Consider the following 14,306-nt stretch of genomic DNA (forward strand, 5'->3'; position numbering starts at 1 on the left):
GTTGTCGCATGATTTTGCGAGGCGTGGCGTATCGACCGGCTCTGGGAGGAGCCGGCGTTCGGTAGTACCCACCTCGCTCCATCCAGAGCCTCCTCTTCTGTTGCCGGAGGCGCTGTCGCTGGGTGTCTCCATTCATTCTTCCTTTGGAGCACCCCGCATGAACGATCCGCTGACCGTGATCAACCGGTTACGCCGTACCACCGACTCCATCGTCGGCGAAGCCGACCTGCGCGACCGCCTGGCCGCGGGCCGGCCGCTGCGGATCAAGTACGGCGTCGACCTGACCGCGCCGGACCTGCATCTCGGGCACGCGGTCAACCTCTGGATGATGCGCCAGCTGCAGGACCTCGGCCACCAGGTCGTCTTCCTGCTCGGCGACCTCACCACCCGCGTCGGCGACCCGACCGGCCGCTCCGACACCCGCCCGGTGCTGACCCCTGATGCGATTGCTGCGAACGCTGAGTCGTTCCTGGAGCAGGTCTCGCTGGTACTGCGGACCGAGCCTTCGGTGTTCGAGGTTCGGCGGAACTCCGAGTGGTACGACGGGATGCCGATCGCGGAACTGCTCGGCCTGTTCAGCCAGGTCACGCAGGCACAACTGATGAGCCGGGACATGTTCCGGGCGCGGGTCGAGGCCGGACGCGAGATCGGCGTCCACGAGTTGGTGTACCCGGTACTGCAGGGCTACGACAGCTTCGCGATGCGCAGTGATCTGACGATCGTGGGCTCGGACCAGCTCTTCAACGAGCAACTCGGCCGCCACTTCCAGCAACGCCTGGGCATGCCACCGCAGGTCGTCATCACCACCACGATCACCCCAGGTCTCGACGGCCGCGCCAAACAGTCGAAGTCCTTGAACAACTACATCGGTCTGACCGACACCCCGCGGGACAAGTTCGGCAAACTCATGAGCATCCCCGACCACCTGGTCGAGCCCTACGCCCACGTCTACACCGAACTCCCCCTCGACACCGTCGCCGCCCTCGCCGCCTCAGCAGAAGCCGGCGGCCCCGCAGCCCGAGACGCCAAACTCCGCCTGGCCGCAGCCGTGGTAACCCGCTACCACGGCGCCGGAACCGCCCGCGCTGAGTTGAAGGCCTTCCAGCAAACCTTCACCCACCGAACCCAACCCACCGACATCCCCACCGTCGTACTGGACCACCCCGTCGCCACCGTCCTAGACCTCCTAACCGCCATCCGCCCCCACGACACCCGCTCCCAACTCCGCCGCCTCATCCACCAAGGCGCAGTAACCATCAACAACACCCGCACAACCGACCCCACCCACCCAGTAGACCCCTCAATCCCCCTCGTCATCCGCTCCGGCCCCCGAACCTGGCACCAAACCCACCCCACCCCCTAACCCACACTGGACCCACTCGCGGCACACATGAATTCCACCGACAGTCCGCACCGTGTCGCCCGCAAAGGTTTGCCAACGGCACACCACCGCCACTCGACCACCCCCGAGCACAGTGGGTTCAGTCGCGGAGGCATCCGCGGGCACGGTGGGTTCAGTCGCGAGGGGCGCCCGCGGGCACCGGGGGTTCGGTCGCGGGGGGCGGTTGGGTGGGGGCGCGTGGGGGTGCGGACCTGGGGGCCATCACAACTGGAGGGTGGGGAGGTGGTCACGCGGGGCGGGGAGGATTCCGGGGAATTGTGATGGCCTGGCGGTCCGGCGTTCAGGCTGGTGGGGCGGGGGGCTCCGGCGTCGGCGTCGGGGTTGGGGTGGGAGTCGGCGGCGGCTCCGGGGTCGGGGTGGACGTGGGGGTTGGGGTGGGCGTGGGGGTCGGGGTTGGGGTTGGGGTGGGCGTGGAGGTCGGGGTTGGTTGCGGGGTGGTCGGGTGGACGGGTGGCTGGTACGGCGGTTTGGGGGACTGGGGTTGGTCGGGCGGCGGTTTGAGGGGCGGCGGGAGGACGATGGGTGGGGTGACGACTGTGGGGGTACCGGTGGGTTGGGTGGGGAGCGTGGGGGTGGGGACGGGTTTGTCGGCGTTGCCCTGGTGGTCATTCGCCGGCGGGAGGATGACGCCCTCGGAGTCGGGGACCTGGACGGTCTGCCGGCTGTAGGACTGCATCCAGCGGAGCACCGTGGACACGTACTCCATCGAGTGGTTGTACCGCAGCACGGACCGCACGAGACCCTGCGGATCGCCCAGGTTCGCCCCGCCCCAGCACAGGTAGTTCCCGGCGGCACGGGCCGCGTCGTAGACGTTGTGTGGGTCCTTCACGCCATCACCGTTGCCGTCGGCACCAAAACTGGCCCACGTGCCGGGGATGAACTGCATCGGCCCGACCGCCCGGTCCCACTGTGTGTTCCCGTCGTACCGGCCCTGGTCGGTGTCGGAGATGGCGGCCATGCCAGGGCCGCCGTCCAGCACCGGACCGAGGATGTGGCCGCGGGTGTTGCCCTGGGCATCGACCTTCCCGGCGCCGGCATGATCGGACTCGACCTTCCCGATCCCGGCCAGCAACGGCCACGTCAGATGGCACCCGGGCAGTGCCACGCTCACATCCTGAGCAACCCGCTGGTACGCCGCCAGCACAGTCCCCGGGATTCCGGACGCATCACCAGCGATCCCTGGAATCGGCTGCACCGTCCCATCAGTCGTCCCGGTCTCCGGTACGTCGGCCGGCTGGAGCACAGGCAGTTGCCCATCCACCCCCGGTCCCGGTGGCAGGTCCGCCGGCTGGTCGATGAACCCAGTCAGCGCATGGGAATCGACCACGAGCTGGGAAGGAGTGCCACCACCACCGGATGCGACCACCAGGGCCATCACTCCGAGCGGTGCCGCACAAGCCCAGCCGGCGATCAGTTTGATCCGCCACGTATCGCCCCGCGTGATCATCCGAACCGCCCCTCCACGTAGTCCGCCGTCCGCGCGTCCTCCGGCGTCGAGAAGATCTTCGTCGTCGGCCCGGACTCCACGATCACGCCCGGAGTCCCCTGCTCAGCAAGGAAGAACGCACAGGTCTGCGACACCCGCGCGGCCTGCTGCATGTTGTGCGTGACGATCACGATCGTCACCTCACGGCGCAGCTCATGGATCGTCTCCTCGATCCGCCGCGTGGACGTCGGGTCGAGTGCCGAGCACGGCTCGTCCATCAGCAGTACGTCGGGTCGCACGGCCAGCGATCGTGCGATACACAACCGTTGTTGCTGCCCACCGGACAACGCGCCACCCGGGGAACCGAGCCGGTCCCGGACCTCTTTCCACAGCCCGGCCTTGCTCAGGCACTCCTCGATCAGGTCGGTCCGTTCGCTGCCGCGGACCCGGGTCCCGGTCAGCTTCAGGCCGGCCGTGACGTTCTCCGCGATACTCATCGCCGGGAACGGGTTCGGCTTCTGGAACACCATCCCGACCCGCTTCCGGGTGTCGGTGATCCGCCGTTCCGGCTCGTAGATGTCGTCGCCGTCGAGCAGCACCCGCCCGGCCAGCGACGCACTCGGCACCAGCTCGTGCATCCGGTTCAGGATCCGCAGGAACGTCGACTTGCCGCAGCCCGACGGGCCGATCAGCGCAGTGACCTGGCCGGCCTCCATCCGCAACGAGATGTCGGCCAGGACCTTGTGGCTCCCGAACCACGCCGCGACCCGATCACTCTCCAGCATGCTGCCGCCGCTGACGGGCGGCAGCACGGTCGTCTCGTCGTTCGCCGCGGTGGGAACGACAGGCAGTAGGGACGTCATGCGAGTCCTTCCGATCGAATGGTCAGGTCAGCCACGGCGGCGCCCCCGACGCAGTAGCCCGGCCAGGTACGAACCACCCGCGGCCAGACCGCGCCGTACCGGGTGTCCCGGCTGTGCAATCACCCGGATTCCCGGCGACGCGACCCCGGCCGCGAGGCCGGCAGCGAGCAGCGCGGGCAGACCCCAGGCCAGCCAGCCGAGCGACTCACCGGTTGTCGCAGCGACCGGCTTGGTTCCGGAGTTGTTGACCGGCGGCTGACTCGGCCCGCCGGACGGACTAGCCGGGCCCGGCGTGGGCGTCGGCGTCTTCCCATCACCGCCACCGTTGCCGTCCGGGCTGTTGGTGTTCTGGTTCGGCTGCCTGGTCGGTGGATCGGTCGGCGTCGGGTCCTTGGGGTCGTCGACCGGGTCCTTCGGCGGGATCGGCGGCGTACCGGTCTGGGCTCCGACGGCGTCGGCGACCTTGCCGGCCTGGTCTCGCATCTCCTGGGTCAGCGCCAGGTAGCCGTCCGGCAGCTGCCCGGCCTCCTGCCCCCACTGCTGCCCCTGCGTGCTGATCCAGCGCAGGTTGTCGGCGTACCGCTGGGCCAGGGTGCTCGGCAGCGATGAGGTCGGCACGGCCGCGTAGCTGATCATCGTGCCCGGGTAGCCGCGCTTGTCCATCGCGGTGTAGTCGAGCTTCCAGACCCCGGAGTTCTTGTCCGCCATCGCACCGTCCAGGGCGTACCCCATCGACTCGACCGTCGGCCCGACGAACTCGCCGGCGCTGTTGCGCAGGTCAGCAGCCCGTACGCCGGTCTTCTCGAGCTCAGGCAGTACCGAGAGCACGAAGATGTGCCGCTCACCGAAGTTCTGCGCGTTGTCCCGTTTGCCCGCGAAGCCGCTGTCCGGGTTGCTCGTGTCCCGCAGTTGCGGGCTCTGGGTCAGCGGCCAGCCGGACATCGTGATGTCGGAGCCGTTCGCCCAGGAGTTCGTGTTCTGCGCCCAGAGGGTCTGCGGCTGGAAACCTGCCCAGTCGCCACCGGTCTTCGGTACCTGCCAGCCGTCGTTCTGGTTGTAGTCGTCGGTGGGCAACTCCCAGCCGCGGTACGTCTTGTTGACCGTCATCCCCCACGGATCCGCCTTGCCCTGCAGGAAGGAGCGGGCGGTCGGGTCGGCCCAGATCCAGCGCGTCAGTGCGAGGAACACGTCGCTGCGGGCCGTCGGCATCGCGAGCTGCGTGCCCTCGGCCGCGTTGGCTCCGGCGTAACCGGTCGCTCCGGGATTGAGCTGCTGGAACTCGGGATCCTTGAAGATGTTCGCCGGGTTGCTGCCGGTGTTCGGATTGACCGGCAGTTTGTCCGTGTTCGGGCGGAACTTGCCCGGGTAGGACTGCGACAGCATCTTGGCCACCAGGCGCTGGTTGAGCTTCACATCGGTGACCGGGCTGGTGGTGCCGCCCTGGTTCTGGTCGAGGGTGTAGCCGATGGCGAAGCCGGTGGTCGCGATCGGCGCGTACCCGAGCTTGCGATCGCTCGAGACCGGGTCGTCCGGGGTCGCCGGCTCGCTCACCACGGCGGCATCCGCGGCGTACTTCGATGGTGAGGCGGGGTCACGCAACCCGAGCTGACGCATCGAATCCGGTTCCCAGGCGCGGGTGAAGTCCAATGCCGCCGGACTGTCCTTCTGGCAACGAGCCGGGACCCAGCGGCGCATGGCCTCGGCGGTGAGTTCGGACCCGAGGAACTTGGCCTGATCGGTGCGGCCGACGCACTTCGGCAGGCTCGGGCTGAACGAGAGCTTGAAGATGTACCGCTCGTACCAGTTGGCCAGCAGCTGCCAGTTCCCGATCCCGGCCTGGCCGACGGCCTTGGCACAGTTGCTGACCGTCAACGGCGGCGCGTCCGGACGGCAAGGACGCTCACGCACCGGTACGACGACCAGCGAGCACGGCGATTTGTCCGAGCAGCCCAATGACGGGTTCTCGACCGCGGTGTTCACCCAGGTCTGCACCTGACCGGTGCCGTCCGCCTGGGTCACCCCGCGCCGGAAGTTCCGGGTCCCCGGCGTGAAGTCGTCGATCGGTCCCAGGCCGTGCTCCGGGTCCGGCGGGATCAGCAGGGGCATGGTGTTCCAGAACCCGTTCAGCGCGTTCCGCCAGCCCTGGTACTGATCCTTCTTGTCATCCTTGGCGTCGACCTTGCGGAACGGCACCGAGAAGAACGGACCGGCCGGCAGCGTCTTGGGCTGGCTGTACCAGTCCGAGGTCTCGACCGGCGCGTAGTACGTCGCCTTGGCCTGCAGCTTGTTCGTGCCCTGCGCATCGCCGTTGTCGGCGACCGAACCCATCCAGCAGTCCTCGCGACTCGGATTGATGCCGCGGCACTGCATCACCACCACGGGGTAGATGAAGTTCGTCGGAGACCGGTCGAGGCCCTTCCACGACACCGAGATCATCTGCCGGGTGAGGTTCCCGGTCCTGGATGCGGTGACACTGACGCCGTCGCGCTGCAGCGTCACCGGATTCGCGGACGGCTCGGCGACCAGCGCGGCGTCCGTCGGATCCGGCGGCGGCTTTTCGTCCGCGGCGACGGCCGATCCCGGCACCAGCGACAACATCGCCAGCAGGCACGCACCCGCGATCATCGTGAACTTCTTGGGCCTCACGGCGTTCCTTCCTTTCAAGCCTGAACCCCGATGGGCGCGGAAAGCTCCGCACCCACCGGGGGTTGTTGCGTTTGCAGCAGAGGTCAGAGCACGCCGCAGGTGCCACCGTTGGCGGCGTCGCCGAGCGGCAGGAAGCCGTTGGCGGTGACGACGTCACCCGCGGTGGTGGTGGCCGGGTCGGTGTCGGCGTCCTCGCAGATGAACGGCGTGGTGCCGAGCGAGGAGAAGCCCGATCCGTCACCGAAGACGTCGGCGAGGCCGGCCGGAACCGAACCGCTGACGGTCTTCACGACGTTGTAGAGGTTGCGGTCGTACGCCGCGGAGTCGGCGGCCGCGACGTCGCCGCGGAAGGTGCCGCTCTTCTCGGTCGCGGTGAGCAGGTTGTAGCGGCCGATCGAGAACGGCGCGATCGCACCGGCGTTGGCCTTGATCAGGGTCGGGCTGTGCTCCTGCACCGGCGAGCCGCCGACGTTGTCCTTGACGCAGGACGGCAGGCTGCCGGCGTTGATGCCGACCTGGGTGGCCCAGAACGCCCGGGTACCCGAACCGGCCTGCGGGATCAGCGGCAGGATGACCTGGTTCGGTCCGCCCACCTGGTTCCAGTTGGTGATGGTGCAGTTGTAGATACCGGTCAGCTGCGCGTCGGTCAGCGAGGTGACCGCGGCGACGCCGGAGTGCGCGGCCCAGCGGACGCTGTCCTTGGCGAACGGCAGGAAGGCGAGACCGGCGCAGTCACCGGTGGCCGGGCCACGCGACGAGCGCGCCGCGGAGACGTTGGCGTTCGAGCACAGCGCGGCGATACCGGCGCTGGAGCCGTTCGGCCGGGTGACGGTGGGCGTACCGGAGCGCAGCGCGATCGGCGAGGTGCCGGTCGCGTCCCACGAGGCGAGCTTGGCCGACGGGGTCGGCGTCCGGCCGTTGTAGACGGCGGCGAGGTCGTTCAGCACGTTCTCGCTGGTGTCCGAGCCGACCAGGACGATGTCGTTCGCGTCCGGCGCGAACGTCGGGTCGGCCGCGGCGGTCAGCGCGGAGGTGGCGACCAGCGCGACCGCGGCAGCGGCGATCGCGGTGGCACGGGCGGTGCGGGTGAAACGCATTAGGGGAATTCCCTTCCTCACAAGCGTTTTCGCGACCCTGGTGTGGTCGCGGTGCCGGTTTGCGGTCACATCCCTAATTCATCGTGCCGGGGTCACCAGCAGGTCGCTGTTCGGTTAACCGGACATGACCCGCTGGCTAGCCGGAAACGTTGTCACTCTCAGCAGGGGAAACCGATCCCCCAAGCAATCGCATTGAGCGCGTTCTGGCTCCCGATCAGGCCGGTTGCCGGGTTGTAGGTGTCGGTCCGATAGTCGACATCGATGTCATCGGCAGTCCCACCGAGGCCGTCCGGACCCACGCCGTACAGGCCGGGGAAGTTGCCATCGGCATCCATCAGGGTGTTGGTCGTACTCGCCGGGTCGGCCGGAGCGGCGCCGTACAGGGCACCTAGTTCGCGGCTGGCCAGATTGCCCAGGGCCGTGCCGATGAACGCGATCCGGTCGGAGGTGGCGGTGAGGTAAGTGTTCAGGCTGAGTGGGCCGGTGGCCGCGCTGATCCGGTCGAGCTGGACGAGTGCGGTCTCCTCATGGGCGAAGTTGCCCGGGTCGATGGACTGAGCGGTGCCGATCCGGCCGATTCCGGACTCGGCGGTCTTGCCACCGATCACCACGCGGCTCACGTTCGGGCTGCCGAAGGTGTCGGTGTCATCGGCGCTGGTGCGGATCCGGAGGTTGACGTCGTACCCGGCGCGGACGGCGTCAGCGCGCAGGTTCTCCCGAACAGTCGCCGTCACCTTGGCGATCACAGCGGCCTCGTCGGCAGCGGTCAGACCCCAGTTGGTCAGGTACGGCGTCAGTCCGGACAGCTGCCGTACTCCCGTGCCACCGAGTGGCGCGAGGTCGATCGAACCCCCATCGAAGTCAAGGAAGACCGTCTGCGGAGCCTCGTCGACGGCCGGCCGGGATACCCCGAGCGTCAGGTCGTAGGGGCCGAAACCGTCGGTGACCGAGACGGCGTACCAACCGGCCTGGTCGGCAACGACCGCCAGGTCGACCGCACCACGCGGCAGCGTGGAGGCGGCCGGCAGCCTGCCGAGACTGTGCAGATCGGTGCCCACGGCAACCGAACCGTTCGGCCGGAACACCGTCAGCCGGTCGCCGGTGGCACCGAGAGCGGTGCCGAGGACGTCACCCGGGGCCAGCTTGACGGCGTAGAAGTCGCGGTCGATCGGAGCCGCAGCAATCAGGAGCTCGTAGGCGCCGGTGTCGGCACCGCCTAGGCCGCTGCCCGAGTTCTGCGGGTCGGTCGGGAAGTCGCCAGCCGCGCTCTTACCGGCCACAGCGACGTAATAGGTGCCGGAGGTACTCACCGGGTACTGCAGCTTGCTCAGCGCACCGGCGCCGTTGTCGTCGTCCGACGCGAGCAGTTGCCCGGCCGCGTCGTACAGGCCGACAACCGTGTTCGTGGACGCCGGCGAACCGTCAGTGCTGACAGTCAGCGTCTGCCCAGAGACACCAGCCACTTGGTAGAAGTCGAAGTCGTTGGTCTTGTCACCGAGCACACCGTGCGGCCCGTCGCCAAGTGTCCCGCTGGTGGTCACGGCCCGGACAGCGCCGGTACCGATCCCGGTGGCCGTCGCCGAGGCGATCGACCCGTTGTCCTCGTCACCGGCAGCCAGTGCGACCGGAGCCGGTGAGAGGGTGCCATGCACGGTCGCCGTACCGACGCCGTACAACCGCTCTGCTGTGGCCCGGCTGTCGTTCTCCCCCGCCGCCGTGGCCACTTCGCGCTCTTGATGGTTGGTGGTGACTACCGCGGACGAGACCCCCGGGGTGGTGGCAAGTAGCGCAGCGAGCAGCGCAGCACCGACCACGGTCCGGTGGATTCGTGCATTGCCGGAGGCAATTAATCGGTAGAGCATCGTTTTCCCCTCCAGGAACTGATCTGCTCAAATCAGGTTCGGAAGCATGGCGGCGATCTGCTCGAACACACGCCACACCAGCGCGACGACTACCGGCGCGCCGATCAGGTAGGACTCCCAGCGACCGATCCGGGACCGGAACCAGACAACTCCGACGGCGACCGCGATCAGTGCCTGTAACCACAGCACCAGCGTCAGCACACCGGACAGGTTCACTCCGAACGCCTGCTCAGAGTCCGCGACCCGGGCCAACCGTCCGCCCGGGTCGGGTAGTGCAGCGCCGTCGACCAACTCAGCATCGACGTACACCGTCTTCGAAGGCAGCGGCGCACCCTCAGCGGTGACAAGCGTGACGCGAGACCCGCCACTCGGCAGCACCGCAGGCAACGGATCCCCCGCCCGTCGCACAGCCTTCACCTCGTAGTTGAAGCGCCCCTCCCCCGTGACAACTTCGAACCGCGCACCAGGCCCCAACTTCGGTACGGCGCGGAACGGGCCGCCGTAACTGAGTGCACGACCGTAGATGACTGCGACACCAGCCTCGCCAGGCAACGGACTGTCGGCCCGATGCCCCGGTCCCTGCATCAGGATCGACCCGGTCGTACCCTCGCGAATCACCTGCCGCAGCCCGAGGCCGGGAATGTCCAGTACGGCGACCGGAGCGCCGTACTGGATGCCCGGGCCGATCGGTGCCGTCGCCTCGGCGAGTTGCCCGCGGATCTTGTCGTACGCGACGTCCTGCGCGCGGTTGTACTGCAGCGCGCCGAGGAGCAGCACGTAGATCACGAACACGAGGATTCCGAGCGCGAACAGCCGCAACGCATCCGACGTCAGCTGTGGCCGGAGCGCGAGCTCGGCGCGAGCTTTGGTTGCCATCCGCAACGGTGCGGAGACGGCCACGGTCACTGGCCGGCCCGCTTACGCTGCAGGTGCCGGGACACCAGGGTCGGGACCAGGAGTAGTAGGAGCGCCTCAGCCGCGACCAGTAGCGCGAGGTTGCGGAGCATGTCACCGCTGCCCCGGTTGCCGTTCAGGTCGGTCACCTGGCCGGTCGGCACATATCCACCGTTGTTCTGACCGCCGGCATTGATCACCTGACCGGTCTCCGGATCGACCACTGCTCCACCGGTCGGGCCGCTACTCGGCTGTTGCCCCGGCTGGGTCGGCTGATCGCCGTTCCCGTTGCCAGTCGTATTGCCGTTGGTGTTGCCGTTCCCGGTGTTGTTGCCAGTTCCGTTGTTGCTGCCGTTGTTGTTGTTGCCGTTGTTCCCGTTCCCGTTATTGCTCGCGGTCACGCACTTGCCGTTCACCGCCGGACCAGCACCATCGCGGTCGCACGGCAACGGTTGCGGAGCGAGTGTCGCCAGCACGTTGCGGCTCAGATTCTTGCCGTCGAAGGTCGGGTTACCGCACTTCTTGATGTTCGTCGCCCCGACCTTGCTGCCGGGGACCCGGGCGATCTGGTGGAAGCCGGCCTGCACCAGGTTCAGCGGCAACGGCGAGTAGCCGAGCGGCGCCGCCTTCTGCTGGCCCTGACACAGGAAGTACGCCGCGAAGTCCGAAAGCGTCTGTCCCTTGCCGGCGCTGAGGTTCGCGGTCGGCAGGATCATGTAGGAGTACGACGACAACGGGTACGTCCGCGGGTCCGGGTTGTTGTACACCCCGGTCAGCTTCTGGGTCAGGTAGAGCGGCGACTTCGTGTTGGTCTCGATCTGTGTCCGGGTCAGTGCCACCGCGGTGTTGTACGAGTTGGGCTCGGTGTAGTACCCGGCGTTGTTCTTCATCTTCACGACCGGATAGCTCTTGCCCAGCGCGTACGAGTACTCGACGTAGCCGATCGCACCGTCGGCATAGGGAGCCGCGATGAACCCGGCCGACTGGGCCGAGCCACCCTGTGCCTTGACCCCGGGGAAGTTCGTGGTCGGGAAGTACGACGTCTGGCCGCACTTCCGGTTCTGGGTGGACTGGCAGAAGCCGTCCCACAGGGCCTTGTGCTGGGTGTTCATCCAGAGCGTGAACTGCGCCGTCGTACCGGATCCGTCGGAGCGGACCACCGGGATGATCTTCTTGCTCGGCAGCTTCTTGCCGTTGTTGTCCCGGGTGATCTGCGGATCGTTCCAGTTGGTGATCTTGCCGGTGAAGATCTTGGTGATGGTGTCTCCGGACAGCCGCAGGTCGCGGTACAGCTTCCCGCGGATCTGGATCTGGTACATCAGCGCGGTGCCACCGGCAACGATCGGCATGTAGGCGTACGCCCGGCCGTGCGAGCTGTCGTCGGCCTCGGTCAGCGGGTCCTTGCCCTGGTACGGGATCTCGCTGATCGCGAAGTCGACCAGGTTGTTCGCGAAGTCGAGCCGGCCGCGCGACGACCCGCCGGCGCCGTACTCGACCCGCATCCCCAGCGGTTCGACATCGCGCATCCACTGGTCCACGGCGTTCAGCGACCAGGTCGACCCACTGCCGTAGATCGGCGCGTACGCCGTCCTTCCGGCCGACGCCGGGAGTGCCGCCGACGCGAGCGTCAGCAGCAGGGCGAGCACGAAGGCACCGAGCCGTCGCATGAATGGTCCTTTCATCGGGATCCGGACCGGCCGCGACCGGCCATCCAGCGGGAGAAGGCGAACAGCAGCAGCACCACAACCAGCAGCAACGCCGCGGCGCCGAACGCCCGGCTGATGTAGTTGGGCTCCGGCGACTGCGACATCTTGAAGGTGAACAACGGCAGCGAAACCATCGGCCCGGAGAACGGGTTCAGGTTCATGTACGTCGTGAATCCGGCGGTCAGCAGCACCGGGGAGGTCTCGCCGATGCCCCGCGCCGTACCGAGCACGAGCGCGGTGGCGAGACCCGGTCGCGCGGTGGGCAGCACCACCGACCAGACCGTGCGCCACTGGGTGGCCCCGAGCGCCAGTGACGCTTCCCGCAGCCCGCTGGGCACCAGCCGGAGCACGACTTCGGACGAGCGCGCGATGATCGGCAGCATCATCACCGAGATCGCCATCGCTGCCACGAATCCGGACAACCGCATCCCGAATCCGATCAGCAGTACGACGTACGCGAACAGGCCGGCCACGATCGACGGCAGCGCGGTCATCGCCTCGACCACCGAACGCACCAGCCGCGACGCGCGACCACCGACCTCCGTCAGATAGACAGCGCACAGGATGCCGAGCGGCAGCGTGATCGCGATCGCGATGGTGATCTGGATCAGCGTCCCGACCAGCGCGTGCAGTGCGCCACCGCTACTCAGCGGCTCGAGCGGTCCCGCCGTCCGCAGGTCCTGGGTGAAGAAGTTCGTGTGGATCAACGCCCGGGCGCCGCGGATCAACGTGTAACCGATCACCGTCGACAGCGCGATGCCGACGAGCGCTGCGGCACTGTGGGCAAGCAGTACGGCGAAGCGATCGGTGAGCACGACTCGCCCGCGCCTCAGCCCCGTGTACAGCAGGTAGAGCGCGGTGAACGATAGCCACCAGCAGACGATGAAACCGAGCGTGCCTTCGGTCGGCAGGATCCGGTTGTAGAGCAGCCAGGTCAGCGACAACCCGGCCACCGCCGACCCGATCAGCCCGGCCCGGTCCTCGACATCCACAATCCGGAGCTGCCGGCGTACTGGTTCTTCCACAAGGGTGGCCATCAGATCTCCGTTCCGGCGCCGCTGCGGCTGCGGGCAACCACGAAGCCGGCGATCAGGTTGACGATCAGGGTGATCACGAACAGCACCAGGCCGGCTGCCATCAGGGCGTTCAGCTGGGAGCCCTGGGCCTCGCCGTACCGGAGCGCGATCATCGACGAGATCGTGATCGACCCCGACTGCAGGACGTGCCAGTTGATCTCGAACAGCGGCGACACGATCATCACCACGGCGATCGTCTCGCCGAGCGCGCGGCCGAGGCCGAGCATGGTGCCGCCGATGATCCCGCCCCGGCCGAACGGCAGCACCACGGCGCGGACCACACCCCAGCTCGTCGATCCGAGCGCCAGCGCCGCCTCCCGTTCACCGGCCGGTGTCTGGTCGAAGACCTCGCGCATCACCGCGCAGGCGATCGGCATCACCATCATCGCGACCACGATCCCGGCGATGAAGGCCGAGGACGCGTACGTCGCTCCGTCGAAGACTGCAGCGTCCGGATCGGTGTCGACCTTGAAGATCGGGATCCAGCCGAAGAAGTCAGTGATCCAGCGGGACAGATGGATGACGCGCGGCTGCAGCAGGAAGAAGCCCCACAGGCCGTAGACGATCGACGGCACCGCGACCATCAGGTCGACCACCGCGACCAAGCTCTTCTTCAGCCCTCGCGGTGCCCACTCGGTGATGTAGAGCGCCGTCGCCACCGCCAGTGGGAACGAGATCGCGATCGCGATGGTGGCGACCACGACGGTTCCGAACAGGATCGCGGCGACGCCGATCTGGTTCGCCTCGGGCTGCCAGGACTGCTCGGTGAAGAACTTCCAGCCGTAGGTCTGGAGTGTCGGTTTCGCCTGGTAGGCCAGGAAGATGCCGATCCCGCCGGTGATCAGCAGCACCAGGCCGCCGCCACCGCGGGCGACCAGCCGGAAGATCAGGTCGGAGGGTGCGAGCGACGACCGCAGCTTGCGCGGCGCCGGCTCAGTTGCCGGCTCGAGGGCCGATTCGCTCACCGCTGCTCCCGTTGCGTCAGGTGCCCGGATGTGACCTCGGCCAGCTCAACTGCTTGCGTGAATCGATGGAATGCCCGGCGGGCGTCGATCCGGCGGGCGAACACCCCGGGGCAGCGGACATCAGGCCCGTTGTCAGCAACGAGCTCCCAGCGCCACCGTCCCTCCGGATCCCGCCGCAGGGCCGGCTCCGCGTCGCGCGCGAGCCGCCGTACCGCGGCCAGTTCTTCCTGCGGGGACTCGCGCCCGCCGCGCCCCATCGCGAGGGGCCGGTTGTTCCCCGACAGCAACCGCCAGAGCCGTTCACCTCCTCGCGGATCCTCGAGAAACTGCATCCGCACCCCCACCTCGCCCCTCCAACCTCTCCCCCAG

General features: G+C 68.0%; 11 protein-coding genes. 1 reads left to right on the top strand and 10 read right to left on the bottom strand.

Going from position 1 to position 14,306, the window contains the following annotated elements; genetic code table 11:
* Positions 1-157: 157 nt before the first annotated feature.
* Positions 158-1,363: a tyrosine--tRNA ligase gene (gene tyrS / locus ACFCV3_RS03215; protein ID WP_376025634.1), complete on the top strand. Its 1,206-nt coding sequence runs from the start codon at positions 158-160 to the stop codon at positions 1,361-1,363.
* Between the two features lie 319 nt (positions 1,364-1,682).
* On the opposite strand, the gene ACFCV3_RS03220 is transcribed toward tyrS, so the two are convergent.
* From ACFCV3_RS03220 to ACFCV3_RS03265, 10 genes are all read right to left on the bottom strand, one after another.
* Complete coding sequence (locus ACFCV3_RS03220) at positions 1,683-2,849, bottom strand: lytic transglycosylase domain-containing protein (RefSeq protein ID WP_376025636.1); 1,167 nt, start codon at positions 2,847-2,849, stop codon at positions 1,683-1,685.
* Positions 2,846-3,613 carry a phosphate ABC transporter ATP-binding protein gene (locus ACFCV3_RS03225; RefSeq protein ID WP_376026439.1) on the bottom strand — a complete coding sequence of 256 codons (768 nt, stop codon included), beginning with the start codon at positions 3,611-3,613 and terminating at the stop codon, positions 2,846-2,848. Before ACFCV3_RS03225 ends, ACFCV3_RS03220 begins: the two co-directional genes overlap by 4 nt.
* Positions 3,614-3,718: 105 nt before the next feature.
* Positions 3,719-6,337, bottom strand: a complete 2,619-nt coding sequence (locus ACFCV3_RS03230; RefSeq protein WP_376025638.1) for a hypothetical protein — start codon at positions 6,335-6,337, stop codon at positions 3,719-3,721.
* Between the two features lie 83 nt (positions 6,338-6,420).
* On the bottom strand, positions 6,421-7,434 hold the full coding sequence (locus ACFCV3_RS03235; protein ID WP_376025639.1) for a PstS family phosphate ABC transporter substrate-binding protein: 1,014 nt from the start codon (positions 7,432-7,434) through the stop codon (positions 6,421-6,423).
* A gap of 158 nt (positions 7,435-7,592) precedes the next feature.
* Positions 7,593-9,296, bottom strand: coding sequence for a PPC domain-containing protein (locus tag ACFCV3_RS03240; protein ID WP_376025641.1), 1,704 nt, complete (start codon positions 9,294-9,296; stop codon positions 7,593-7,595).
* A gap of 27 nt (positions 9,297-9,323) precedes the next feature.
* On the bottom strand, positions 9,324-10,172 hold the full coding sequence (locus ACFCV3_RS03245; protein WP_376025643.1) for a sortase: 849 nt from the start codon (positions 10,170-10,172) through the stop codon (positions 9,324-9,326).
* Between the two features lie 26 nt (positions 10,173-10,198).
* Positions 10,199-11,857 carry a phosphate ABC transporter substrate-binding protein PstS gene (locus ACFCV3_RS03250; RefSeq protein WP_376025645.1) on the bottom strand — a complete coding sequence of 553 codons (1,659 nt, stop codon included), beginning with the start codon at positions 11,855-11,857 and terminating at the stop codon, positions 10,199-10,201.
* 11 nt (positions 11,858-11,868) lie between these two features.
* Positions 11,869-12,933, bottom strand: a complete 1,065-nt coding sequence (pstA, locus tag ACFCV3_RS03255) for a phosphate ABC transporter permease PstA (protein ID WP_376025646.1) — start codon at positions 12,931-12,933, stop codon at positions 11,869-11,871.
* Positions 12,933-13,937 carry a phosphate ABC transporter permease subunit PstC gene (pstC, locus tag ACFCV3_RS03260; RefSeq protein WP_376025648.1) on the bottom strand — a complete coding sequence of 335 codons (1,005 nt, stop codon included), beginning with the start codon at positions 13,935-13,937 and terminating at the stop codon, positions 12,933-12,935. Before pstC ends, pstA begins: the two co-directional genes overlap by 1 nt.
* A complete protein-coding gene (locus ACFCV3_RS03265; protein WP_376025650.1) occupies positions 13,934-14,269 on the bottom strand; it encodes a hypothetical protein in 336 nt (111 codons plus the stop codon). The genes pstC and ACFCV3_RS03265 overlap by 4 nt, the downstream gene beginning before the upstream one ends.
* Positions 14,270-14,306: the final 37 nt, after the last annotated feature.

Origin of the sequence: Kribbella sp. NPDC056345 (assembly GCF_042262745.1) — a bacterium.
In the GTDB taxonomy this organism is placed as follows: domain Bacteria; phylum Actinomycetota; class Actinomycetes; order Propionibacteriales; family Kribbellaceae; genus Kribbella.